The sequence below is a fragment of the Luteimonas deserti genome (genome assembly GCF_013425765.1).
GTDB lineage: Bacteria > Pseudomonadota > Gammaproteobacteria > Xanthomonadales > Xanthomonadaceae > Luteimonas > Luteimonas deserti.
Genome location: NZ_JACCJZ010000020.1, coordinates 26387 through 49899, shown reverse-complemented (window position 1 = coordinate 49899; position 23513 = coordinate 26387). Strand labels below are relative to the sequence as shown.

The following is a 23513-nucleotide window of genomic DNA, read 5'->3' as shown; positions in this document are numbered from 1 at the left end:
GCCCGGCGGTCCGTGGACCGCACGTGCCTTGCGGGTGGCCCGCGCCGGCCTGGAGTCTCCAGGATTGCCGCGCACCCCGGCGCAGCGGGGCCTCAGTCCGCGCGTGCACCGGGCCGCAGTTGGGCGACCTCGCCATCGGTCAATTCCCGCCAGGCGCCCTTGGCCAGTCCGCCGAGCTCGATCCGCCCGATCGCCACGCGCACGAGACGCATGACCGCGATGCCGTGCGCGCCGAGCAGGCGGCGGATCTGCCGGTTCCTGCCTTCGTCGAGCACGACCTCGAGCCAGGCATTGCGTCCGCCCAGCCGGAGCACACGCGCGGCGCCGACGCGCAGCCACTCGCCCGCGTCTTCGATTCCCGCGTGCAGAGCGGCGAGCAGACGGTCGTCAGGCAGCCCCTCGATCTGCACGTGGTAGGTCTTGACGGGCCCGCGGGCCGGATCCGACACACCGGCCGCCCACGCAGGATCGCTCGAGAACAGCAGCAGGCCTTCGCTGGCCTTGTCGAGCCGACCGACGGGCGCGATCCAGCCCAGCTCGGCATCCCCGAAGCATCGATACACGGTGTCGCGACCGCGCTCGTCCTGGGCGGTGGTGACCAGGCCGCGCGGCTTGTTGAGCATCAGATAGCGGTGAGCGACCGCGCTCGCGCCCACCCCGTCGAGTTCGATGTTCGCCGCATCCAGCAACACCGGATACTCCGGATCGCGGACCACCCGCCCGGCCACCCGCACCCGGCCTTCGCGCACACGACGCTCCGCCTCGCTGCGCGAGCACAGACCGCGCTTGGACAGCACACGCGCCAGGCCGTGGCGTACGCCCTCCCGGTTCGGCCGCCCGCTCATTCGGCGCAGCCTTCGGCAGGCCCCGTGTCCGGACACGACAACGGCCCGCTCTCGCAGGCCGTTGCATGCCACGCGGTGAGCCGGCTCATTCGGCCGGCGTCGCCTCGCCCGGCACCGCGGCTTCGACGGCCGGCGCGTTCGGATCCACGCGGCGGCTGCCCACGGTGTAACCGTTCGACTTCAGCCACGCATCGAAATCGTCCGCGGTCATCCGCTTGCCGCCTTGGGTCATGTTGAACCGGTACGGCGTATTGTCGAACTCGGTCTGCTTGACATAGGCGGCCGGATCGTTGGCACTCACCGCACCCGCGGCGGGTGCGGCCATCGCGACGTTCTGGCACTGCTCGATGTCCAGCCGCAACACCACCTGGTCCGCCGATTGCGCATCGTCGTAGGCGCGCGAGAGAACCGCGGTGGTTCCGAGCCGGTAGCTCGGGGCGTCGAGTTCCGGCGAAACCGGCGCCAGCGCGGCGGCCTGTACCGGGCGGGCTGCGCCCGCATCGACATTGGCGCAGTCGATTGCCTGCGCAGCGAACGGGGAAACGGCGAGCGAGAGGAACAGGATGGCGCGCACAGGGAGGCTCCGGGTCGAATCGGCCTGAAGTGTATGCCCCAAGTACATAGCCCACAAGGAAAAATTAACTCCACCCGCATTCACCAAAGCGGGGTGACGTGGCCGTGCCTCACAAGGAGCATGACGGCACTCGCATCCACACTCGTGGCTGTGAAGCATCACGCGCAAAAGGCACGCGCAAAAAGAAAGCCCGGCGCGAGGCCGGGCTTTCCAGGTACAACCGGACGTCCGATCAGTTCTGGACGTTCAGCTCGGTGCGGCGGTTGCGCGCACGGCCTTCCGGGTTGTCCGAACCGTCCGCATTGGTGTTCGGCGCGATCGGGCGGCTCTCGCCGTAACCGGTCGGGCCCACCAGGCGGTCGGAACCGATGCCATTGCTGGTCAGGAAGTCATAGACCGCCTGGGCGCGACGCTCGGACAGACGCTGGTTGTAGGCGTCGGTACCGACCGAGTCGGTGTGACCGGCGACTTCGACGCGCAGCTCGGGATAACGACGCAGGATCTCGACGGCTTCGTTGAGGATCGCAACAGCATCCGGACGCAGGGTCGAACGATCGAAGTCGAAATTGACGCCGTTCAGATCGATGGTGATCGGAGCCGGAGCCGGAGCCGGGGCGGGCGCGGGCGCCTGTGCCGGCGGCGGCGGAGCCGGCGGAGCCGGTGCCACCGGCGGCGGGCCGAGCGGGATCACGACGCCGACCGACGCCATCACGTCACCGAAGTAGCTCTCGTTCGAGTTGTGCGGGTAGCCTGCCCAGTCACGCGCACCATTCGCGGCGATGCTGTTGTCGTCGAAATCGGCCCGGTAGGCGACTTCGGCGCGCACGGCGACGCGGTTGGCGAAGGTCGACTGCAGACCGGCGCCGACCTTGGCAGCGAGGTTGCCCTCCTCGCGCTGACCCGGGGAATCCGGGCTCGGGAAGTTATCGAACTCTTCTTCCGAGCGCTGGTAGCCCACGCCCATCAGCAGGTAAGGGTTCCAGCTGCGCTCTTCATTGATGAAGTGGTAGCGGAAGTCGACCGAGATGCCGTACTGGCTCCAGTTCAGGTCGCGGTTCGCGCCTTCGACGCTGCTGTCAAAGCCCGGGTTCTGATAATTCAGCTCACCGTCGACCGACCAGTTCGGGCTGATGAACTTGCCCATGCCGAGGGTGACGAACGGGGTGTCGTTGGTGCGACGATCATTGGCCTGGAAGTTGAAGCCGGCCGAGCTGGTCAGGTACCAGCGATCGTCGAACTCCTGGGCGCTGGCAGTGTGGGCCAGTCCGAGGCCACCCAGCAGGGCGGCGACGAGGAGTTTCTTATTCATGTTGTACGAGCTCCTTGTGAAGGGGGAATGCGTCAGGGCAAAGTGAGGCGTCCGCAACGCACGCCTTGGGACATAGCCTAAAGTCAGCTGCGTGAAGGCGTTGTTAACACTAATGTAACGGTTAAAAGATTCCAACCACACAACGCCTTAGCATTCATCCGGGCTTGGGGTAGAGCGGGAACCCTCAACGGCGCGGATTGTCAGAGCGGCGATGTGCGCGTGGCGTCAAGAATGGTCCATTCGCGTCATCACACGGGCCTACCGTTTTTTTCATGCAGGCAGTCTCCTGGCGCAACGATGCGAACCGATTCCGGACGCGCGTGCGCCGGTTTCCGTCGTCACCATGCGGTGCCGGGACGCGCGAACATGCGCGCTCGTTCGTCAAGGAGTCCGCATGAAAGCCGTTGCCCTCACCCGTTATCTGCCGATCGACGATCCGGAATCGCTGCTGGACGTCGAACTCCCGCTGCCGGAGCCGGGACCATCCGACCTGCGTGTGCGGGTCGAGGCGGTTTCGGTGAATCCCGTCGACACCAAGGTGCGCGCGCCGAAGGCCCAGGTGGAATCGACGCCGCGCATCCTCGGCTACGATGCCGCCGGCGTCATCGATGCCGTCGGTGCGGAGGTGACGGGGTTTTCGGTCGGCGACGCGGTCTATTACGCGGGCGACATCACCCGGCCGGGCAGCAATGCCCAGTTCCAGCTCGTCGACGCGCGTATCGCCGCGCGCAAGCCGGCCTCGCTCGATTTCGCCGCGGCCGCCGCCCTGCCGTTGACCGCACTGACGGCCTGGGAGCTTCTGTTCGAGCGCATGCCGTATTCCATCGAGGGTGGCGGAGCGGGCCGGTCCCTGCTGGTCATCGCCGGCGCGGGGGGCGTCGGTTCGATCGCGATCCAGCTCGCGAAGCTCGCGGGCTTCACCGTGATCGCGACGGCGTCCCGCGAGGAGACGGCGGCGTGGTGCCGCGCGCTGGGTGCCGACCATGTCGTCGACCATCGCCGGGATCTCGCCCCCCAGCTCCAAGCGCTCGGCGTCGAAGCCGTCGATGCCGCGCTCAATTTCGCCGATACCGATCGCTACTGGGATGTGCTGGGCGAGCTGCTGGCGCCACTGGGGCACGTGGGGCTGATCGTCGAGCCGGCAGGTGCGCTGAAGATCGGTGATCCCTACAAGTCCAAGTGCATCGGCATCCACTGGGAATTCATGTTCGCCCGCGCGCGCTTCAAGACCGCGGACATGGCCCAGCAGGGCCGTATCCTGGCGCGCGTGGCCGAGCTGGTCGATGCCGGCGCACTGCGCGGCACGCTGACCGACACCTTGTCGCCGATCTCCGCGGCGACCCTGCGCGACGCCCATCGCCGGCTCGAAAGCGGACGCACGATCGGCAAACTCGCGGTTTCGGGCTGGTAAGGGTCGAGCGACCAGGCCCGTCGTCCGCGGGCGCGCGCAGCAGCGACATCTTTTCGGGATGGGATTCGCGTCCCGCCCACGTATCTCGTTCCCGTTCCTGCATCCGCGCGGCACCCGGGTGCCCCACTCGCCCGGCGCGTGGCCGTTGGGCAGGCAGCCGCCCGGGCGCCGCGCTCGGCCGTCGCGACTCGAAGGCGCTCGACTCAGGCCGCGTCCGCGGTGCGATCGCGCTTGAGGATGGCGACCGGATCGGCCCAGGTGCTCTGCGGCCGGCGCTTGCTGGTCGCCAGCACCAGGTCCGAGGGTTCGAACACGTTGATGTTGTGGGTGATCGGCGTGGTCAGGATGTACTGTGCGTCGGTGCTGCGCAGGAAGCGGCCGACTTTCTCGATGTTGGCGACGTCGAGATGCGCGAAGGGTTCGTCGATGAACACGAAGCCGCCGGGCTGGTCCTCGTCGCGCAGCAGGGCCACCAGCAGCAACAGCGACTTCATCACCTGCTGCCCACCCGAGGCCTCGCCGTCGTCGAGGCCGATCCAGCCCTTGCGGTCGAAGTCGAAGCGCACGGTGAGCCCGGCCTGGGCCAGCGCGACGTCGTCGTTGACCAGCTCCGACATTTCCGCCTCGACGCCGATGCCGGCCAGTTCGCCCAGCGCCACGAGGTTGCGGCGGTAGCGGCGCACCGTGGCGCGCAGCACGTTGAGATACGCGCCGCGGGCGTCCTCGGTGATGCGACGGGCGCGATGCAGATGCGCCTCGCGCTGGCCGATCGCCGCCTCCATGCCAGCGTGGTCGGCGGCGAACTTGTCGCGCAGCGCGACACAGCCCTCGTCCTCGACGAACCCACCGGAGGCCAGGCGCATGTCGAGGCGCTCCAGTTCGCGACGCACCGCGTTCGCACTTTCGAATTCCTCGCGCGCGGCGCGCAGCACGGCGGCACTGCGCCAGGCCGGTGGCATCTGCGCGCGACGACGGCGGAACTCGAGGATGCGCTGGACCAGCAGCTGGCGCTCCTGGGTCATTTGCCGTCCGGCCTGTTCGATCTCGTGGGCGAGGCCCCCGAGCCGCCCGGTGCGTTCGGCCGCGGCGATGCTGTCGGCCTTGTCACGGGCCATGCATTCGGCCACGGCGGCGCGTGCCGCCTCGAGTGCCGTCGCCGCCGCCTGGGCGGCCTCGGCGAGCGCAGGCAGGCGCTCCGACGCATCGGCGAATTCCGCGGCCCGGGTGACCAGTTCCTGCCCGGCGTCGAGCCCGAGCAGGCGCGCCTGGTCGGCGTCGAGGCGTCGGCCGAGCTCGACGAGTTCGACCTCGCGCGCCTGGGCGCGTTCACGCAGCGTCGCCTGCTCCGCACGCAGGTCGGCCACCCGTGCCTGCCGGGCGCCGGCACCGAAATGCGGCTGGCGGCCGCCGATGTGCCGGCCGCCGCGATGTTCGCGCAGGTAGCCCTTGGCGGTGATCCAGTCCTGTCCCTTCGACAAGGCGTGACCGGCCTCGACATCGGCGACGCGCTGGATACGGTCGAGCTGACGCGGCAGCCAGGCGGGAGGATCGGCGGAGAAACGCACGACCTCCAGCAGCGAGCCGCGCGTCGCGCGTTCGACCGGCGCGCGGTCGGCGACGAGAAAATGCCGGTACTGCATCGCCTCGCCCAGCGCCCAGCCCCGGCGGGCATCGCGCGGGTTCTCGAGCACCAGCAGGTGCCGGTACGGCGCGAGCACGGCTTCGACCGCGACCGCCCACTGCGGATCGATGATCTCGACCAGTTCGGTCAACACGCGATGCGCGATGCCGGCCTGGTCGAGCGCCGCACGGAAATCGCGCTCGAAGGGTTCGACGACACGGCCGCCGCCGCTGAGCGCGGCCAGCTGCGCGGCGAGTTCGCCCTCGCGCGCGCGGTCGCGATGCGCTTCGAACTTGAGTTCGGCCTGGCGCTGCCGGCCCTGCTCGATGCCGCGGCTGAGCGCGTCCACGTCCACCTCGCCTCGCGCGGCTTGCAACTGGACCAGGTGGTCGTGCCGCTTCACCAGGCTTTCGGCATCGCGCGCGCGATCACGCGCGGTGGTGAAGCCGGATTCCGCCTCGCGCTGCTCGGCCAGCGCCCGCGCGAGGGCGGCCTGCAGGGCATCGCGGCGCTGCGTGGCCTCGGCATCCTGCGCCTGCAGCGCCGCGAGTGCGTGGCGGCGTTCGTGCTGGGCGCGGCGCAGGCCGACGAGCCGCGGCCGCGTGCCGTCGATGCTCGCACGCAGATCCGCCAGCTCCACCTTGGGTGCGACTTCCGTTTCCAGCCGCTGGCGCTCGCGGCGCAGCGCCTGGCCCTCGTCGAACGAGCGCACGTCGGCCTTGGCCGATTCGAGCTTCAGATGCAGTTCGTCGAGCCCGTGCTGGAGCTGGGCGATTTCCTTCTCGGTGTCGAACTGCTCGGCGCGGGCACGTTGATAGTCGTCGAGTACGACCTTGTCCTCGAACACGTCGAACACCAGCTGCAGCAGTTCGCGCGGCGAGAGCTGGCACAGCTTGTCGGTGGCGCCCTGCTCCAGCGTGAGCACGCGGCAGATCGCGCGGCTCAGGCCGGCGCCGGCCAGACGCACGCGGTAGTCGCGCACGCCCAGCCATTCGCCGCCGGCGTCGAGTGTTTCCACCGGCACGTCGCCGGGCACGATCTGGTAGTCGCGGCTCCAGTCGCCGCCGCGCTTGCGCACACGGCAGGCCAGCGTGACCTGCTCGTCCATGCACGGAAAGAATGCGCGCTTGCCGCGGCGGTCGACCGGGTTGCTGACCACCGCGCGCAGCCACGCCACCGGCTTGCCGTTGTGGCGCAGGTAGGTCTTGTAGTCGCGCGCCATCTCGCGGTCGTCGATCGCCAGCAACGTGCGCAGCGCATCGAGCAGCGTGGTCTTGCCCGAACCGTTGGGGCCGACGACGGTGATGATCGAGGCGTCGAGCGGCAGGGCATAGCGCTGCCAGTAATCCCAGTGCACGACTTCGAGGCTGCGGAATTCAAACATCGTCGGTGTCCTCTGCCGTGTCGGCGGTCGCTGCGTCGTCCGGGTCCGGTTCGGGCGCGTCGCCGGTGTCGGGGCGCGCCGCGCGGGCCTCGGCGATCACGAATGCCAGCGCGCCGTCCATCACCCGGCCGGCGATGCGCTCGTAATCGAAGGCGAGGTCCAGCAGCGGCCCTTCCTGGATGCGCTCCTTGCGGCGGACGATGAAGCCGTGCCGGTTGAGCGTGCCCAGATTCATCTGGATGCGCTGCTTGCCGCCGAGGCGGTCGCCGTAATCGGCGAGCAGCGTGCGCTCGTTGACCGGTTCGACGATCTCGGCGCCGACCGGCACCGGTTTGAGCTCGGCGAACATCTGCTCCTGGTCCTGCTGGCGCTCCACCTCCTGCCGCGTGATCTGGCGCTGGCGCTTGGGCAGCACCAGCAAGGCCCACAGCACGACCAGCAGCGCGGTGGTGTCGCGACTGAGCTGCAGATTGCTCGCCGCCCAGGCATCGCCATGGCCGAAGACGTCGGCCTCCTGCGCGCGCGCGATGCCGACGGCCACGTGCGCGGCATACGGATGTTCGAGCAGGCGCAGGCCGGCGGCGGCGAGGCGGCGGTCGAGATCGTCGCGCAGTTCGGCATCGACGAGCACGCGGCGCACGGCGTGGTCGTCGCGTGGCAACCAGCGCTCGGCCAGCAGGCGTGCGATCAGGGAGGCGGTGGTATCGCTCATGCGGTGGAATCCGGAACACGGCGGCGGCGCGTGCGCGGACGCGTCACCGGGGAAGAAGACGCGTCGGCCTCGAGACCGGGCGAGACGGTGGTGTCGATGTCGTCGCCGGCGGCCTCGCACGCCGAGGCCGGCGCAGGCCACGGGGCGAGGCGATCGGGCACGTCGACGCCGTCCGGCAGCAGCACGCCGCGGCTCATGCTGTGCACCCCCGCGCGGCCCACGGCATCGAGGCCGTTGCCCACGCGCCAGCGCACGGACAGGCGCGCGAGTTCGGCGCCGACGCCGCTGCGCTGCTCCGCGCCGGCGTCGCCGATCAGGCCGAGCAGCGACAGCCGGTAGGCGCTGACCGCGAAACCCGACTGCGGCACCCAGTCGGCGAGCGGCGCTTCGGATTCGATGGCCACCAGCTGGGCCAGCCAGTCCTCGGCGACGTGGTAGTCCTGCGCTGCCGCCGCCGGGGCGTCCAAGTCCTGCGGCGCGCTGCGTGCGGGCGGCAGCGTGGTGTCGTCGCGTTCCGCGCGCTCGCGTTCGACCAGCTCGTATTCGGCGACATCGAGCGCGATCGCGGCCAGTGCGAACGCCGGTTGCGGCGACGTGCACAGCGCGCCGTCCGCGAGCGATGCGAGACCGGCGATGTCGCGGTCGCGCAGAAAGCGGTTGACGTCGGACGACGACAGGCCGCTCGCGCCCAGATGCACGCGATGCCGGTCGAGCTGGTTGAGCGCACGCTGGAACACCGACGCCTGCCGCAGCAGCGCGCTCTGCGCGCGGCCGATCTGCTGGGCCACGCGGTGGGTGGCGGTGTCGAGCTCGCCGTCGGCGGCGATCGCGTGGATCAGTTCGGTGCCCTTCTCCACCCAGCGCCACACCGCCTGCAGGGTGTCGGCGGCACGGCGGATGCGGTGCTCGGAGCCGCTAAGCACGGCCTGGTCGAAGTCGTCGCGCAGTTCGTTGAGGCGCGAGAGCAGATGCTGGAGATCGGCGGCGCCGACGCGGCCGGCCGCCTGTCCGGCGGCGAGCTGCGCGGTGACATACGCCAGGTCGTCGCCTTCGGCATTGAACTGCAGCAACAGACCGAGCGCCGACAGCGCCTGCCGGCCCGCCGGGCTGATCCGGTAGCGCTGCGACTGGGCCTCCCACAGCAGCAATCCGTTGTCGCGCAGGCGGTCGAGCACGGTGCCGAACTTCACCGCGTCGAGGTAGGCGAAGTGCTCGCGCAGCTCCTGCGGGCTCCAGTCCGGTGCCTCGCCGCGCGCGCCCAGCGTGCGCAGCACCAGAAGCCGCACCATCACGCTTTCCTCGCCGCCGTGGAACAGCGTGGAGAACGCGCGGATCTGCTCACGCGCGCCGAGCAGGGGGTGCAGCTCCGGCAGGTCGGCCGCGTCGACCCCGTCGCGCAAGTAGTCCTGGAACGCTTGGATGGCGGCCGTCCGTCTTGGTGGGGCGCCATGGTCGGCGCCCGCGCGGTCACTGACAACTCTTGACAGGGGCCGCTGCGTCCCCGCCGTGCGCCGGTTGCGGCCGACCGGCTTTCCGGTCACGCTGCCCGGTCCATACGCCAGCGTATCCCACCCATGACGCCAGCTTCCGCCCCTGTCGCCAGCGCATCGCCCTATCCGCACCTGCTCGCGCCGCTCGACCTCGGATTCACCACGCTGCGCAACCGCGTGCTGATGGGATCGATGCACACCGGCCTGGAAGATCGCGCCGCGGATTTCCCCAAGCTCGCGGCCTATTTCGCCGAACGCGCGGCAGGTGGCGTCGGCCTGATCGTCACGGGCGGCTTCTCGCCCGATATCGCCGGCTGGCTCAAGCCCTTCGGCGGCAAGCTGTCGTGGCGCTGGGAGACGCGCCGGCACCGGCAGGTGACCGCCGCCGTGCACGGCCACGACGCGAAGATCTGCCTGCAGCTGCTGCACGCCGGCCGCTATGGCTATCACCCGCTGCAGGTCGCGCCGAGCCGGATCAAGGCGCCGATCAATCCGTTCACGCCGCGGGCGCTGTCGACGCGCGGTGTCGACCGCACGATCGGTGCCTACGCGCATGCCGCCAAGCTCGCACGCGAGGCCGGCTACGACGGCGTCGAGATCATGGGCAGCGAGGGCTATCTGATCAACCAGTTCCTCAGCCGGCGCACCAATGCACGCCACGACGCCTGGGGCGGCGACACCGCGCAGCGCATGCGCTTCGCGACCGAGATCGTGCGCCGCGTGCGCGAGGCCGCGGGCGACGATTTCATCATCGTCTACCGGCTGTCGATGCTGGAGCTGGTGCCGGAGGGCTCGGCCTGGAACGACATCGTGATCCAGGCGCAGGCGATCGAGGCTGCCGGCGCCACGATCCTCAACACCGGGATCGGCTGGCACGAGGCACGGGTGCCGACGATCGCCACCTCGGTGCCGCGCGCCGCCTTCGCCGGCGTCACCGCCAAGCTGCGTCCGCATGTCTCGCTGCCGCTGGTGGCGACCAACCGGATCAACATGCCCGACGTGGCCGAACGCCTCCTCGCCGGCGGCGCGGCGGACATCGTGTCGATGGCGCGGCCGCTACTGGCCGATCCGCAATGGGTGGCCAAGGCGCGCGCCGGCACGCCCGAACGCATCAACACCTGCATCGCCTGCAACCAGGCCTGCCTCGATCACGTGTTCCAGAACCGCACCGCGAGCTGCCTGGTGAATCCGCGCGCATGCGCGGAAACCGAACTCAACTATTTCCCGGCTGCAACGCCGCTGCGCGTGGCCGTGGTCGGTGCGGGTCCGGCGGGCCTGGCCTGCGCGACAGTGGCCGCGGAGCGTGGGCACCGGGTCACCTTGTTCGACGCGGCAGACACGATCGGCGGGCAGTTCAACCTGGCCAGACGCGTTCCGGGCAAGGAGGAGTTCAACGAGACGCTGCGCTACTTCGGCCAGCGCATCGCCGACACCGGCGTCGATCTGCGGCTGTCCACCCGCGTCGCCGCCGACGACCTCACCGGCTTCGATGTCGTGGTACTGGCCACGGGCATCGTCCCGCGCCAGGTCGACTTCCCGGGCTCCGAGCATCCGAAGGTGGTCGGCTATGTCGACGTGCTCGAAGGCCACGTCGTGCCGGGGGCGCGCGTGGCGATCATCGGTGCGGGTGGCATCGGCTTCGACGTCGGCGAGTTCCTGGTGGAGCATCCCGGCGCATCGCCGAGCCTGGATCCGGCGACGTGGATGCGCGAATGGGGCGTCGATCCCACGTTCGAGCGTCCGGGCGGCCTGGTGCCGGCGGCGCCGGCGCCCCCCGCCCGGTCCGTGTGGCTGCTGCAACGCAGTCCGGGCCGTCCCGGCGCGCGTCTCGGCAAAACCACGGGCTGGATCCACCGCGGCACGCTGAAGGCCAAGGGCGTGACGATGCTCGGGGGCGTCGAGTATCTCGGCGTCGACGACGCGGGCCTGCGGGTCCGGGTCGACGGCGAGGAGCAATGTCTGGCGGTCGACCACATCGTCGTCTGCGCGGGCCAGATTCCGCGCCGCGACCTGTTGGACGCGCTGCAGGCGGCGGGACGCGTGGTCCACCTGGTCGGCGGCGCCGACGTCGCCGCGGAACTGGACGCGAAGCGTGCGATCGCGCAGGCCAGTCGACTCGCCGCGCGTCTGTGATGTGCGACGCCGTGCTGTTTTCGACGCTCGGCGCTCGCTCAGGATCGGAGGGACCGGTCCAGGCGCCTACCGACGGGCTCGAAGCTGAATAGGACGCAGAAGGGTCGACCGCAAGGCACATCTGACGCCAGCGCGCCAGTGCCCCGCATTCACGTTTGATTGTGAAAGCGGCCGATAGGGTGCCCCCACTTCGTCCTGCCCCCTTCGGCAGGACACCGGCCCGATCCGCCTCTTGCGGACTTCGGCGCCCGGGCGAAAGCAGGCCATAGAGTCGCCGCCCTCCCCAATACGCCATGCCGGTTTCTGCGGCCGTCCACGTTCCTTGACCGGAACGGGGACGAGCGCGCCGGCGCAACGCAGCAAGGAGTCGTTTGATGAAACTGGAATGGGTCATGTGGCTGGCATCCGTGCTGCCACCCCCTGCCGCCGATTCGCTCTGTCTGAGCACCACGGTGTATCTGGAAGCCCGCGACCAGTCGGTCCGCGGGCAGGAAGCCGTCGCCGAGGTCGCCCTGCGCCGGCAGGAAAGCGGACTCTGGGGCGAATCGATGTGCGAGGTGGTCACGGCGCGCCGCCAGTTCGCGCCGACGATCCTGTCGCCGAACACACGTCTGGCGAACACCAACGCCTGGACGCGCGCGGTCAGTGTGGCGCTGGAATCCGAACGCAACTGGTCGCTGCCGCCCGAGCAGCGTCGCCAGGTCGTCCCCGGAGCCAGCCACTTCATGGCGCACGCCATTGCCGCCCCCACGTGGCGCAATGCGCAGCAGGTGGCGACGATCGGCGACCACACCTTCCTGCGCGTGCAGCCTCTGCGCCCGAGCCCGGCCGTGCGCGACGCACGCGCACGGGGCTGATCCGGGTCCGCCCTCCGCTCCGGGTTCCGTCACCAGCGTGCCGCGCGCATGATGGCGGTTTTCCGCATCCCGGAGCCCGCATGCTGACCCTCTACACCAAACCCGGCGCCTGTTCCCTGGCCGACCACATCGTGCTGCAGTGGATCGGCGGGCCGTTCGAAGCGCGGGTGGTCGACGCGACGCAGATGAAGGAACCGGAGTTTCTCGCACTCAACCCCGCCGGCACGGTGCCTGTGCTGGTCGAGGGCGATTGGGTGCTGACCCAGAACGCAGCGATCCTGGGCTATCTGGCCGACAGCCATCCCGAGGCCAAGCTCGGCGGTGACGGTTCGCCGCAGGGTCGCGCCGAGGTCAACCGCTGGCTGGCGCTGCTCAACGCCGATCTGCATCCCGCGTTTCATCCGCTGTTCGGCAGCACCAAGTATCTCGAGGATGCGGATGCGGTCGATCGCACACGCAAGCACGCGATGCAAAAGATCCGCGGCTACTACGAGCGTCTCGACGCACACCTTGGCGGCCGCGACTACCTCGTCGGGACGCGTTCGATCGCGGATCCGTATCTGTTCGTGACCCTGCAGTGGGCCAAGCGTTTGAAGCTCGATCTGGGCGGCCTCGACAATCTGCATGCGTTCGATGCCCGCATGGCGGCCGACGCGGGCGTGCGCGCGGCGATGGAAGCCGAAGGCGTGCTGTAGGCAGCCCGCCGGGCGCGAACAGTCACGGCGAAGGACCGGACCTTCCTGCACATCGCCAACGGGCGCGCCGGTTGCGGGCGTCGCGCCCCCGTGCCGGATGAACCAGGTCGATCGTTGGCGTGTGCTCCGCGGCGCGCTCGTCTCCGGGACACACGGCCCCTGCGCGTTCCGTCATCCGCCTCGCAGACGCGCAGGAATGTCGGCGCAGCGAGGGACGGCGCGATCAGGCCCGCCTGCGATGACGCGGCGGCTCACCGATGCCCCGATGCACGCAGGTGTCGGCGCGTGACCCGACCGGAATGCGTCGACTGCACGTGCCGATGCGCGGGTCAAGCGCTGCGTCGGCGACTCGTCGCGCCGCTGGCGAATTATTCACCAGCCTCTCGAGACCCGCTTCCGACCGGGCCTCGCGACGCTTACCCACAGCCTTGTCATCGATTCATCCACACCCGCTGTGGATCAACTGACGGCTAGTGCGTGAGGCCACGCAGGTCAAGCGCGATGTGCCCGCTCCGGATCGATCAACCGAGGACATCGCCGGGCACGCGGATCGCGCCGTCCATCAGCACGCGCGCCGAACGCGACATGATCGCCTTGGCGACGGTCCACTGGCCGTCGACTTCGATCGCTTCCGCGCCGACGCGCAAGGTGCCCGAGGGATGCCCGAAGCGCACCGACGTGCGCGCGTCGCCGCCCGCGGCCAGATTCACCAGCGTACCGGGAATCGCCGCCGCGGTACCGATCGCCACTGCGGCCGTGCCCATCATCGCGTGGTGCAGCTTGCCCATCGACAGCGCGCGCACCAGCAGATCGACATCGCCGGCCGCAATGGCCTTGCCGCTCGACACCACGTGATCGCGCGGCGGCGCGACGAACGCGACCTTGGGCGTGTGCTGGCGCTTCGGCGCCTCGGAGACATCACTGATGAGCCCCATGCGCACCGCGCCGTGCGCGCGGATGCTCTCGAACATCGCGAGCGCTTTCGCGTCACCGTTGATCGCATCCTGCAGCTCGCTGCCGGCGTAGCCGATCGAAGCGGCGTCGATGAAGATGGTCGGGATGCCGACGTTGATCATCGTCGCGCGCACTGTGCCGAGGCCCGGCACCTCGAGATCGTCGACAAGATGGCCGGTGGGAAACATCGCCCCGCCACCCTCGCCTTCGTCGGCAGGATCGACGAACTCCAGCACGATCTCCGCGGCGGGAAACGTCACACCGTCGAGTTCGAAGTCGCCGGTCTCCTGCACCTGCCCGTCCGCGATCGGTACGTGCACGATGATGGTCTTGCCGATGTTCGCCTGCCACACGCGCACCGCGACGGTGCCGTCGTGCGGAATGCGCGCCGCATCGATGAACCCGTTGGCGATCGCGAACGGCCCCACCGCGGTGCTGAGGTTGCCGCAGTTGCCGCTCCAGTCGACGAACGCGCTGTCGATCGACACCTGGCCGTAGAGATAGTCGACGTCGTGATCCGGCACCGATGCGGGCGCGATGATCACGCACTTGCTGGTCGACGAGGTCGCGCCGCCCATGCCGTCGGTGTGCTTGGCGTAGGGATCGGGCGAACCGATGACGCGCATCAGCAATGCATCGCGCGCGGGACCGGGCACCTGCGCGGCGACAGGCAGGTCTTCGAGGCGGAAGAACACGCCTTTCGACGTGCCGCCGCGCATGTACGTGGCGGGAATGCGGAGCTGGGGGACAAATGCCATGACGGATTCCGGCTTGGATAGCGGATGGGTTACTAGAAGAGCGCTTCCTGCACGACTGGCGGGTCCAGCTCGTGCAGCAATGGCCAGCGGCCAATCACCTCGTGACGGTAAGGATCTCCGCCGCCGACGATGAGGCACAACTCACTAAGAGCCCACGGGATGGGAGGCTCGATCGTGATGTTCGCGAAGGACCTCTTGGCTTTGTAGCTCAAGGTGATGTGGGGCGTCACACCTGTCGCGATCTCTGCGAACTCAGCTTTGACAAGTGCCGCCTTCACCGCTTCGTGCAGCGCCTTGAATGCTTTCGGCACACCAAAAGCGCGCAGCGTGCAGTGTTGATTGCCACTTTTGAGCTCCGGCCCTTCGATGCGGTTGAACTGCAACGTGCATGCGTGTGCTGTGATGCTCGCGCCGACTCGTTGCAGTTTTTCGCATTGCTCCGCTGTTGGATTGAATATCCTCTCCGAGAGCGATTGGTGCCAGTTCTCAGGCGAGAACATCTTTCCGCCCAGCGCGCTCTCCAGCCCGAGCTCGACCAAACGCTGCAGCGCTTCCGCGCGCCATTGCACGGTCGGCAGGATGGCGAAAAAAATCCGCGGTGATGGAGACACTGCAGCCATCTCAAGCGACTTTCGAAGATTCCAGAAAATCCTGCGCAAACCGCTGCAGCACACCGCCGGCTTCGTATACCGATGCCTCCTCGTCGGAATCGAGACGGCACAGCACCGGCACATTGACTTGGGTGCCGTCGGTCCTGTGGATCACCAGCGTGAGGATCGCGCGCGGCGTGCAGTCGCCGATCACGTCGAAGGTTTCGGTGCCGTCGATGCCGAGCGTCAGGCGGGTCACGCCGGGCTGGAACTCCAACGGCAGCACGCCCATGCCGATCAGGTTGGTACGGTGGATGCGCTCGAAGCCTTCGGCGACGATCGCTTCCACGCCCGCCAGACGCACGCCCTTGGCCGCCCAGTCGCGCGAGCTGCCCTGGCCGTAATCGGCGCCGGCGATGATCACCAGCGGCTGCTTGCGCGCCATGTAGGTCTCGATCGCTTCCCACATGCGGACGACCTGGCCTTCCGGCTCGATGCGCGCCAGTGACCCCTGGCGCACCGTGCCGTCGACGATCGCCATCTCGTTGACGAGTTTCGGATTGGCGAACGTGGCGCGCTGCGCGGTGAGGTGATCGCCGCGATGGGTCGCGTAGGAATTGAAGTCTTCTTCCGGCACGCCCATCTTCGCGAGGTACTCGCCGGCCGCGCTGTCGGCCATGATCGCGTTCGACGGCGAGAGGTGGTCCGTCGTGATGTTGTCGCCCAGCACCGCGAGCGGTCGCATGCCGGTCAGCGTGCGCGCGCCGGCCAAGGCACCCTCCCAATACGGGGGCCGTCGGATGTAGGTGCTCATGGGCCGCCAGTCGTACAGCGGCGTGACGCGCTCGCCGGTGTCGACGTGCAGTTTGAACATCGGGCCATAGACGGCGCGGAACTGTTCCGGCTTGACGCTGGCCTTGACCACCGCGTCGATTTCTTCATCGGATGGCCAGAGATCCTTGAGCGTCACCGCGTTGCCGTCGTGGTCGATGCCGAGCACGTCCTTCTCGATGTCGAAGCGCACGGTGCCGGCGATCGCGTAGGCGATGACCAGCGGCGGTGACGCGAGGAAGGCCTGCTTGGCATAAGGATGGATGCGGCCGTCGAAGTTGCGGTTGCCGCTGAGCACGGCGGTCGCATACAGATCCCGGTCGATGATCTCCTGCTGGATCGCAGGATCCAGCGCGCCGCTCATGCCGTTGCAGGTGGTGCAGGCGAAGGCGACGATGCCGAAGCCGAGCTGCTCGAGATCGGGCAGCAGGCCGCTCTCTTCGAGGTACAGCTGCACGGCCTTGGAGCCCGGCGCGAGTGAGCTCTTGACCCACGGCTTGCGCGTCAGGCCGCGCGCACGCGCGTTGCGTGCGAGCAAACCGGCGGCGATGACGTTGCGCGGGTTCGAGGTGTTCGTGCAGCTGGTGATCGCGGCGATGATCACCGCGCCGTCGGGCATCGTGCCGTCGGTCGGCATCTCCCACGCGCCGGCGATGCCGCTGGCGGCGAGATCGCTGGTCGCCACGCGTTTGTGCGGGTTCGACGGGCCGGCCATGTTGCGGACCACGCTCGACAGGTCGAAGTGCAGCGTGCGCACGTATTCGGCGCTGGCCAGCGAATCCGCCCACAGGCCGGCGGCCTTGGCGTAGGTCTCGACCAGCGCGACCTGGGTGTCTTCGCGGCCGGTCAGACGCAGATAGTCGAGCGTGTTGTCGTCGATGAAGAACATCGCCGCGGTGGCGCCGTACTCGGGCGCCATGTTGGAGATCGTCGCGCGATCACCGACCGACAGCGCGGCCGCGCCGGGTCCGCGGAATTCCAGATATGCACCGACGACCTTCGACTTGCGCAGGAATTCGGTCAGCGCCAGCACGACATCGGTCGCGGTGATGCCGGGGCCTGGACGCCCCGCGAGTTCGACGCCGACGATCTCCGGCGTGCGCATCCACGACGCGCGACCGAGCATGACGTTCTCGGCTTCGAGTCCGCCGACGCCGATCGCGATCACGCCCAGCGCATCGACATGCGGCGTGTGGCTGTCGGTACCGACGCAGGTGTCCGGGAACGCGACGCCGTCCTGCACGTAGACCACCGGCGACATCTTCTCCAGATTGATCTGGTGCATGATCCCGTTGCCCGGCGGAATCACCTCGACGTTGCGGAAGGCCTGTTTGGTCCAGTCGATGAAGTGGAAGCGGTCGGCATTGCGGCGGTCTTCGATCTCGCGGTTCCGGGTGAACGCATCCGGGTCATAGCCACCGCACTCCACCGCCAGCGAGTGGTCGACGATCAGCTGCACCGGCACGACAGGATTGACCTTGGCCGGGTCCCCGCCCTGATCGGCGATCGCATCGCGCAGCCCGGCCAGATCCACCAGCGCGGTCTGCCCGAGGATGTCGTGGCAGACCACGCGCGCCGGATACCACGGAAAGTCGATGTCCTGGCGCAGTTCGATCAACTGGCGCAGCGCATCGTCGAGCAGCGCGGGGTCGCAGCGCCGCACCAGATTCTCGGCGTGCACGCGTGCGGTGTAGGACATGCGGTCATACGCGCCTGGCGCGAGCGCGTCTACAGCTGCGCGCGCGTCGAACCAGTCGAGCTTCGTGCCGGGAAGGGGTTTGCGGTGCTGGCTGTTCATGGCGGGCGTTCGAGAAGAAGGAAATGTATCAAGCTCGTTCCACACAAGCGGGAGTCCAGTGCATCGCTGTCGTTCGACGAAAGTCGCTGGATCCCCGCGATTGCGGAGATGACGAGCAAAGGCTTAATTGCGTTCGGCGATCGGCACGAAGGCCTGGTCCTCGGGCCCGGTGTAGTTCGCGCTGGGGCGGATGATCTTTCCGTCGATGCGCTGCTCGATGACGTGGGCGCTCCAGCCGGCCGTACGCGCGATGACGAACAGCGGGGTGAACATCGCGGTCGGCACGCCCATCATGTGGTAGCTCACCGCGCTGAACCAGTCGAGATTCGGGAACATCTTCTTGATGTCCCACATCACCGTTTCCAGACGCTCGGCAATGTCGTACATCTTGCGGCTGCCCACTTCGTCCGACAGCTCGCGGGCCACGGTCTTGATGACCTCGTTGCGCGGGTCGCTGACCGTGTAGACGGGGTGGCCGAAGCCGATGATCACTTCCTTCTTTTCCACGCGTGCGCGGATGTCGGCCTCCGCTTCGTCCGGCGTGTCGTAACGCTTCTGCACTTCGAACGCCACCTCGTTCGCGCCGCCGTGCTTCGGACCGCGCAACGCGCCGATGCCGGCCGTGATGCACGAATGCATGTCGCTGCCGGTGCCGGCGACGACGCGGCTGGCGAAGGTCGATGCATTGAACTCGTGCTCGGCGTAGAGGATCAGCGAGGTGTGCATGGCCTTGACCCAGGAGTCGCGCGGCGCGTGACCGTGCAGCAGGTGCAGGAAATGCCCGCCGATCGAATCGTCATCGGTCTCGACGTCGATCGCGCGACCGTTGTGGCTCCAGTGATACCAGTACAGCAGCATCGAGCCGAGCGAGGCCATCAGCTTGTCGGCGATGTCGCGCGCACCGGGATGGTTGTGGTCGTCCTTCTCCGGCTGCACGCAGCCGAGCACCGAGACGCCGGTACGCATGACGTCCATCGGATGCGCGGACGGCGGCAGTTCCTCGAGCGCGGCCTTCACCGCGGCCGGAATGCCGCGCAGGGACTTCAGCTTGGCCTTGTAGCCGCGCAGTTCCGCCTCGTTGGGCAGCTTGCCGTGAACCAGCAGATAGGCGATCTCCTCGAACTCGCTGGTGCGCGCGAGATCGAGGATGTCGTAGCCGCGGTAGTGCAGGTCGTTGCCACTGCGGCCGACGGTGCACAGCGCGGTGTTGCCGGCGGCCGTGCCGCTCAGCGCGACGGACTTCTTCGGCTTGAAGCCGGGGGCGGTGGTGGCGGTGTCGCTCATCTGGAATCTCCGTTGGATGCCCGCGGGCACGGATGGAATGATCGGAAGTCGCTTACTTCTTCGAGGCGAACAGCGCGTCGAGGCGCTGCTCGAAGGCGTGGTAGCCGATGCGCTCGTAGAGCTCCTCGCGGGTCTGCATCGCATCGACGACGCTCTGCTGGTGTCCGTCGCGGCGCACCGCGGTGTACACCGCTTCGGCGGCCCTGTTGGCGGCGCGGAACGCCGACAGCGGGAACAGCTGGATCGCGACCCCGGCCGAGGCCAGCTCGTCGCGGGTGAACAGCGGCGTCTTGCCGAACTCGGTGATGTTGGCGAGGACCGGCACCTTGACCGCGTCGACGAAGCGGCGATAGGTGTCGAGGTCGTAGGCCGCCTCGGCGAAGATGCCGTCGGCGCCGGCCTCGACGCAGGCGATGGCGCGTTCGATTGCGGCGTCCACGCCGTCGACCTGGATCGCATCGGTGCGCGCGATCAGGAAGAAGTCGGGATCGGTCTTCGCATCGGCCGCGGCCTTGACCCGGTCGACCATCTCGCCCTGCGACACGATCTCCTTGCCCGGACGATGGCCGCAGCGCTTGGCGCCGACCTGGTCCTCGATGTGGCAGGCCGCTGCGCCGGCCTTGATCAGCGACTTCACCGTGCGCTCGATGTTGAACGCGCTCGGCCCGAAGCCGGTGTCGATGTCGACCAGCAGCGGCAGGTCGCAGACGTCGGTGATGCGGCGCACGTCGATCAACACGTCCTCGATCGTATTGATGCCGAGGTCCGGCAGGCCCAGCGAGCCCGCGGCGACGCCGCCGCCCGAGAGGTAGATCGCCTGGAAGCCGGCGCGCTTGGCCAGCAGCGCGTGGTTGGCGTTGATCGCGCCGATCACCTGCAGCGGCGATTCGGCAGCGAGCGCGGCGCGGAATTTCGCGCCTGCGGAAAGCGTGGACATGGGCTGACTCCGGACTGCGGTGTACCGCGACGGCATGCAATCTGGCACCATCCGACAGGTTGATCAATCTTGATCGAATCAATCAATACATCGGGATTCAAGGTGAATGCACGCGACGGCGACCTGATGTCCGCGGCCGAGGCCTGCGCGGCGCTCGGCATCAGCACCGCGACACTCTATGCCTACGTCAGCCGGGGCCTGCTCGAATCGCGCCCCGGCGCCGACCACCGCAGCCGTGTCTACCTGCGCCAGGACGTCGAACGCCTCACCCAGCGCAAGCGCGCCGGCCGAGGTGCGGCGCGCGGTGCGGCGCAGAGCCTCGACCGCGGCCTGCCGGTGATGGAGACCCGGATCTCCCTGATCCGGCCCGACAGCCCCTATTACCGCGGGCGCTCGGCGGTGGCGATGGTGCGCAGCGGCGCCACGCTCGAAGACACCGCACGCCTGCTGTGGGATTGCGGCGACGCCGATCCGTTCGATGCCGACGCCGGCCACTGGCCCGCGCGCGCGGCGGCGATCGCCGGCGACGCCACGCTGCCGCCGATCGAACGCGCGATGGCGGCGATCCCCCTGCTCGCCCCGGACCTGCGGCATTCGCTGAGCGCCGCGCCGGCCGCCAAGCGCGGCGTCGCCGCGACACTGCTGCGCCAGAACGCCGCGTTGCTCGTCGCCGGCTCGCCGGATGCGCGGCCCGTGCATGCGCTGCTGGCCGAGTCCTGGCGCCCGGGTGACGCGGCCTTCTCCGAACTGGTGCGCGCGGCCCTGGTGCTGTGCGCGGACCACGAACTCAATGTCTCGGCATTCGCCGCCCGCGTGGTCGCCTCGACCGGCGCGCATCTGCATGCCACGGTGTGCGCGGGTCTCGCTGCGCTGTCGGGACCGCGTCACGGCGGCGCGACCGCGCGCGCGCATGCGCTGATCCGCGAGGCCTGCGACGCCCCCTCGCCCGCCGCCTTCGTGGCCGAGCGCTGGCAACGCGGCGACGACCTGCCCGGCTTCCATCACGTGCTGTATCCCGACGGTGATCCGCGCGCCGCCGAAGTGCTGGCGATGCTGCGCGCACGTCATGCGGGTGATGCACGCATGCAGCAGGTGGAGGCGGTACTGCACTCGGCGGCCGAGACCAGCGGCCGGCATCCCAACATCGACGGCATGCTCGCGGCGATCTGCTTCGTGCACGGCCTGCCGGCGACGCCGGCATTGTGCATGTTCGCCGCCGGCCGCCTCGCGGGCTGGCTGGCGCATGCGCTGGAACAGCAGGAACTGGGCATGCTGATCCGCCCGCGCGCGCATTACACCGGCGTCGCGCCGGCGGAATGACGGTGCGCGTGCAGGCGCGCGACGGCGCGCCCACGCGCACCGGCGCTCCGGCACACCCTCCGCGCGCGAGCGCGCCTGGAGACGAGCACTCAGCCCGCGTCCGCGCCCCGCTCCAGCACGCGACGCACATCCTCCAGCGCGTTCGGATCATCCAGCGTCGAGAGATCCCCCGGATCCCGGGCTTCCGCCAGCGCCTGCAGCGACCGCCGCAGCAATTTGCCCGAGCGCGTCTTCGGCAGGGCGTTGACCACGTAGACGCGCGCCGGCCGGGCCACCGCGCCCAGCTGATCGGCGACCGTGCGCATCATCTCGGCCGCCGTCGCCTGCTGCGCCACCGCATCCGCGGCGGTCTGCTTGAGCGTGGCGAACACCACCGGCACCTGGCCCTTGAGCGCGTCGGCGACACCGATCACCGCGGCCTCGGCCACCGCCGGGTGGCTGGACACCGCTTCCTCGATCTCGCGCGTACCGAGACGATGGCCGGCGACGTTGATGACATCGTCGGTGCGGCCGAGGATGAAGGTGTAGCCGGCCTCGTCCTGGATCGCCCAGTCCAGCGAGCTGTAGAGCAGCTCGCTGAAGTGCGAGAAATAGCTCGACACAAAGCGCGCATCGTCGTTCCAGACCGTGGTCATGCAGCCCGGCGGCAGCGGCGGCCGGATCACCAGCACACCCTTGGTGCCGGGCGGCACGCGCGCGCCGGTGGCCTCGTCGATCACGCGCAGATCGAAACCCGGCGTCGGCAGGCCCGGGGACCCGAATTTCACCGGTCGGAGTTCGACCCCCGGCATCAGCGCCAGCACCGGCCAGCCGGTTTCGGTCTGCCAGTAGTTGTCGATGACGGTCGTGCCGCCGAGACCGTCGCTGATCCACGTCGCCGTCGGTCCGTCGAGCGGCTCGCCGGCGAGAAACAGGTAGCGCAGCTGCGACAGGTCGTATTGCGCGAGGAACTTCGGATCCTGCTTCTTCAGCACGCGGATGCCGGTGGGCGACGAGAACATCGTGCGCACACCGTAGTGGGCGCAGATCTTCCACCAGATGCCGGGATCGGGCGTGGTCGGCAGGCCTTCGTAGAGAATCGAGGTCGCCCCCGCGATCAGCGGCCCGTAGACGTTGTAGGAATGGCCCACGGCCCAGCCCACGTCCGAGGTGGAGAACATCACCTGGCCGGCGCGGATGTCGTAGATCGACCACATCGACAGCGCCATCGCGACCGCATAGCCGCCGACATCGCGCTGCACGCCCTTGGGCTTGCCGGTGGTGCCGGAGGTGTAGAGCAGATAGCTCGGCTCGTTGGATTCCAGCCAGGTCACCGGCACGTCGGTGCCGGCGTGTTGCGCGCGCAGCGCGGCGTAGTCGAGGTCGCGGCCTTCGACGCGTGTGTAACCCGGCGCGAGGCCGCGGTCGACGATCAATACCTTGGGCGGTGGCGACTTCGCCTCCGCGCACGCGGCATCGATCAACGGCTTGTACGGAATGATCTTGCCGCCGCGGCTGCCGGCATCGGCGGCGATCAACAGCGCCGGCGTCGCATCGTCGATGCGCAGCGCCAGGTTGTGCGCGGCGAAACCGCCGAAGACCACCGAATGCACTGCACCGATGCGCGCGCAGGCCAGCATCGCGAACACGGCCTCGGCCATGTTGGGCATGTAGATGACGACGCGGTCGCCGCGGCCCACGCCGAGCGCCACGAGCACCGCGGCGAAATCGTTGACCTCGCGATGCAGCTGCGTATAGGTGAGTTCGCGGGTCTCGTTGGTCTCGGTCGAGATCGCAACGAGCGCGAGCTGGTCACCGCGCGCCTCGTGATGCCGGTCGACGGCGTTGTAGCAGAGGTTGGTCTGGCCGCCGACGAACCACTTGCGGAACGGCGGGTTCGAATCGTCGAGGATCCGCTGCGGCGCGGTGTGCCAGTGGATCGCCCGCGCCTGCTCGCCCCAGAAGCCCTCGGGGTCCTCGATGGAACGGCGGTGGAAGGCCTCGTAGCCCATGTCGACACTCCGGACGCGA

General features: G+C 68.9%; 17 protein-coding genes. 5 read left to right on the top strand and 12 right to left on the bottom strand.

Translation table 11 applies throughout. The features are described from left to right. Positions 1 to 92 precede the first annotated feature (92 nt). From H0E82_RS12760 to H0E82_RS12750, 3 genes are all read right to left on the bottom strand, one after another. Entirely contained in the window at positions 93 to 845 is a 753-nt protein-coding gene (locus tag H0E82_RS12760; RefSeq protein ID WP_180545842.1) for a pseudouridine synthase, read from the bottom strand. An 85-nt stretch (positions 846 to 930) separates the two neighbouring features. After that, entirely contained in the window at positions 931 to 1419 is a 489-nt protein-coding gene (locus H0E82_RS12755; RefSeq protein ID WP_180545841.1) for a hypothetical protein, read from the bottom strand. A 232-nt stretch (positions 1420 to 1651) separates the two neighbouring features. Next, complete coding sequence (locus tag H0E82_RS12750) at positions 1652 to 2728, bottom strand: OmpA family protein (protein WP_180545840.1); 1077 nt, start codon at positions 2726 to 2728, stop codon at positions 1652 to 1654. 394 nt (positions 2729 to 3122) lie between these two features. Between H0E82_RS12750 and H0E82_RS12745 the strand changes: the two genes are divergently transcribed. After that, complete coding sequence (locus H0E82_RS12745) at positions 3123 to 4139, top strand: zinc-binding alcohol dehydrogenase family protein (protein ID WP_180545839.1); 1017 nt, start codon at positions 3123 to 3125, stop codon at positions 4137 to 4139. A 203-nt stretch (positions 4140 to 4342) separates the two neighbouring features. On the opposite strand, the gene H0E82_RS12740 is transcribed toward H0E82_RS12745, so the two are convergent. From H0E82_RS12740 to H0E82_RS12730, 3 genes are read right to left on the bottom strand one after another with little or no spacing between them, the layout of a single operon-like run. Further along, positions 4343 to 7144, bottom strand: a complete 2802-nt coding sequence (locus tag H0E82_RS12740; protein WP_180545838.1) for an AAA family ATPase — start codon at positions 7142 to 7144, stop codon at positions 4343 to 4345. Then, positions 7137 to 7856 (bottom strand): hypothetical protein, encoded by a 720-nt coding sequence (locus H0E82_RS12735; RefSeq protein ID WP_180545837.1) that lies wholly within the window; start codon positions 7854 to 7856, stop codon positions 7137 to 7139. The genes H0E82_RS12740 and H0E82_RS12735 overlap by 8 nt, the downstream gene beginning before the upstream one ends. Continuing rightward, on the bottom strand, positions 7853 to 9256 hold the full coding sequence (locus H0E82_RS12730) for a hypothetical protein (RefSeq protein ID WP_180545836.1): 1404 nt from the start codon (positions 9254 to 9256) through the stop codon (positions 7853 to 7855). The genes H0E82_RS12735 and H0E82_RS12730 overlap by 4 nt, the downstream gene beginning before the upstream one ends. Before the next feature lie 174 nt (positions 9257 to 9430). Here H0E82_RS12730 and H0E82_RS12725 point away from each other — a divergent pair, with 174 nt between their 5' ends. The 3 genes from H0E82_RS12725 to H0E82_RS12715 all read left to right on the top strand — a co-directional run bounded on the left by H0E82_RS12725 (position 9431) and on the right by H0E82_RS12715 (position 13031). Further along, a complete protein-coding gene (locus H0E82_RS12725) occupies positions 9431 to 11479 on the top strand; it encodes an NADPH-dependent 2,4-dienoyl-CoA reductase (protein ID WP_180545835.1) in 2049 nt (682 codons plus the stop codon). 374 nt (positions 11480 to 11853) lie between these two features. Next, positions 11854 to 12336, top strand: a complete 483-nt coding sequence (locus H0E82_RS12720) for a cell wall hydrolase (RefSeq protein ID WP_180545834.1) — start codon at positions 11854 to 11856, stop codon at positions 12334 to 12336. Positions 12337 to 12419: 83 nt separating this feature from the next. Then, a complete protein-coding gene (locus tag H0E82_RS12715; protein WP_180546552.1) occupies positions 12420 to 13031 on the top strand; it encodes a glutathione S-transferase family protein in 612 nt (203 codons plus the stop codon). Positions 13032 to 13552: 521 nt separating this feature from the next. Here the strand turns inward: H0E82_RS12715 and prpF are convergent. From prpF to prpB, 5 genes are all read right to left on the bottom strand, one after another. Further along, positions 13553 to 14743, bottom strand: a complete 1191-nt coding sequence (prpF, locus tag H0E82_RS12710) for a 2-methylaconitate cis-trans isomerase PrpF (protein ID WP_180545833.1) — start codon at positions 14741 to 14743, stop codon at positions 13553 to 13555. Positions 14744 to 14775: 32 nt separating this feature from the next. Next, complete coding sequence (locus H0E82_RS12705; RefSeq protein WP_180545832.1) at positions 14776 to 15363, bottom strand: 2'-5' RNA ligase family protein; 588 nt, start codon at positions 15361 to 15363, stop codon at positions 14776 to 14778. A 1-nt stretch (position 15364) separates the two neighbouring features. After that, positions 15365 to 17962, bottom strand: a complete 2598-nt coding sequence (gene acnD / locus H0E82_RS12700) for a Fe/S-dependent 2-methylisocitrate dehydratase AcnD (protein WP_180545831.1) — start codon at positions 17960 to 17962, stop codon at positions 15365 to 15367. A 123-nt stretch (positions 17963 to 18085) separates the two neighbouring features. Beyond that, complete coding sequence (gene prpC / locus H0E82_RS12695; RefSeq protein WP_180545830.1) at positions 18086 to 19246, bottom strand: bifunctional 2-methylcitrate synthase/citrate synthase; 1161 nt, start codon at positions 19244 to 19246, stop codon at positions 18086 to 18088. Positions 19247 to 19298: 52 nt separating this feature from the next. Next, positions 19299 to 20183: a methylisocitrate lyase gene (gene prpB / locus H0E82_RS12690; RefSeq protein WP_180545829.1), complete on the bottom strand. Its 885-nt coding sequence runs from the start codon at positions 20181 to 20183 to the stop codon at positions 19299 to 19301. A 69-nt stretch (positions 20184 to 20252) separates the two neighbouring features. Here prpB and H0E82_RS12685 point away from each other — a divergent pair, with 69 nt between their 5' ends. Further along, positions 20253 to 21503, top strand: coding sequence for a citrate synthase family protein (locus tag H0E82_RS12685; RefSeq protein WP_235974307.1), 1251 nt, complete (start codon positions 20253 to 20255; stop codon positions 21501 to 21503). A gap of 89 nt (positions 21504 to 21592) precedes the next feature. On the opposite strand, the gene prpE is transcribed toward H0E82_RS12685, so the two are convergent. Beyond that, positions 21593 to 23494 (bottom strand): propionate--CoA ligase, encoded by a 1902-nt coding sequence (prpE, locus tag H0E82_RS12680; RefSeq protein ID WP_180545828.1) that lies wholly within the window; start codon positions 23492 to 23494, stop codon positions 21593 to 21595. Positions 23495 to 23513 lie beyond the last annotated feature (19 nt).

Excerpts from the sequence above, each read along its gene's own strand:
- H0E82_RS12760 (WP_180545842.1), bottom strand. The coding sequence starts at position 845 with ATGAGCGGGCGGCCGAACCGGGAGGGCGTACGCCACGGCCTGGCGCGT.
- H0E82_RS12750 (WP_180545840.1), bottom strand. The coding sequence starts at position 2,728 with ATGAATAAGAAACTCCTCGTCGCCGCCCTGCTGGGTGGCCTCGGACTG.
- H0E82_RS12745 (WP_180545839.1), top strand. The coding sequence starts at position 3,123 with ATGAAAGCCGTTGCCCTCACCCGTTATCTGCCGATCGACGATCCGGAA.
- H0E82_RS12740 (WP_180545838.1), bottom strand. The coding sequence starts at position 7,144 with ATGTTTGAATTCCGCAGCCTCGAAGTCGTGCACTGGGATTACTGGCAG.
- H0E82_RS12735 (WP_180545837.1), bottom strand. The coding sequence starts at position 7,856 with ATGAGCGATACCACCGCCTCCCTGATCGCACGCCTGCTGGCCGAGCGC.
- H0E82_RS12725 (WP_180545835.1), top strand. The coding sequence starts at position 9,431 with ATGACGCCAGCTTCCGCCCCTGTCGCCAGCGCATCGCCCTATCCGCAC.
- H0E82_RS12720 (WP_180545834.1), top strand. The coding sequence starts at position 11,854 with ATGAAACTGGAATGGGTCATGTGGCTGGCATCCGTGCTGCCACCCCCT.
- prpF (WP_180545833.1), bottom strand. The coding sequence starts at position 14,743 with ATGGCATTTGTCCCCCAGCTCCGCATTCCCGCCACGTACATGCGCGGC.
- H0E82_RS12705 (WP_180545832.1), bottom strand. The coding sequence starts at position 15,363 with ATGGCTGCAGTGTCTCCATCACCGCGGATTTTTTTCGCCATCCTGCCG.
- acnD (WP_180545831.1), bottom strand. The coding sequence starts at position 17,962 with ATGAACAGCCAGCACCGCAAACCCCTTCCCGGCACGAAGCTCGACTGG.
- prpC (WP_180545830.1), bottom strand. The coding sequence starts at position 19,246 with ATGAGCGACACCGCCACCACCGCCCCCGGCTTCAAGCCGAAGAAGTCC.
- prpB (WP_180545829.1), bottom strand. The coding sequence starts at position 20,183 with ATGTCCACGCTTTCCGCAGGCGCGAAATTCCGCGCCGCGCTCGCTGCC.
- prpE (WP_180545828.1), bottom strand. The coding sequence starts at position 23,494 with ATGGGCTACGAGGCCTTCCACCGCCGTTCCATCGAGGACCCCGAGGGC.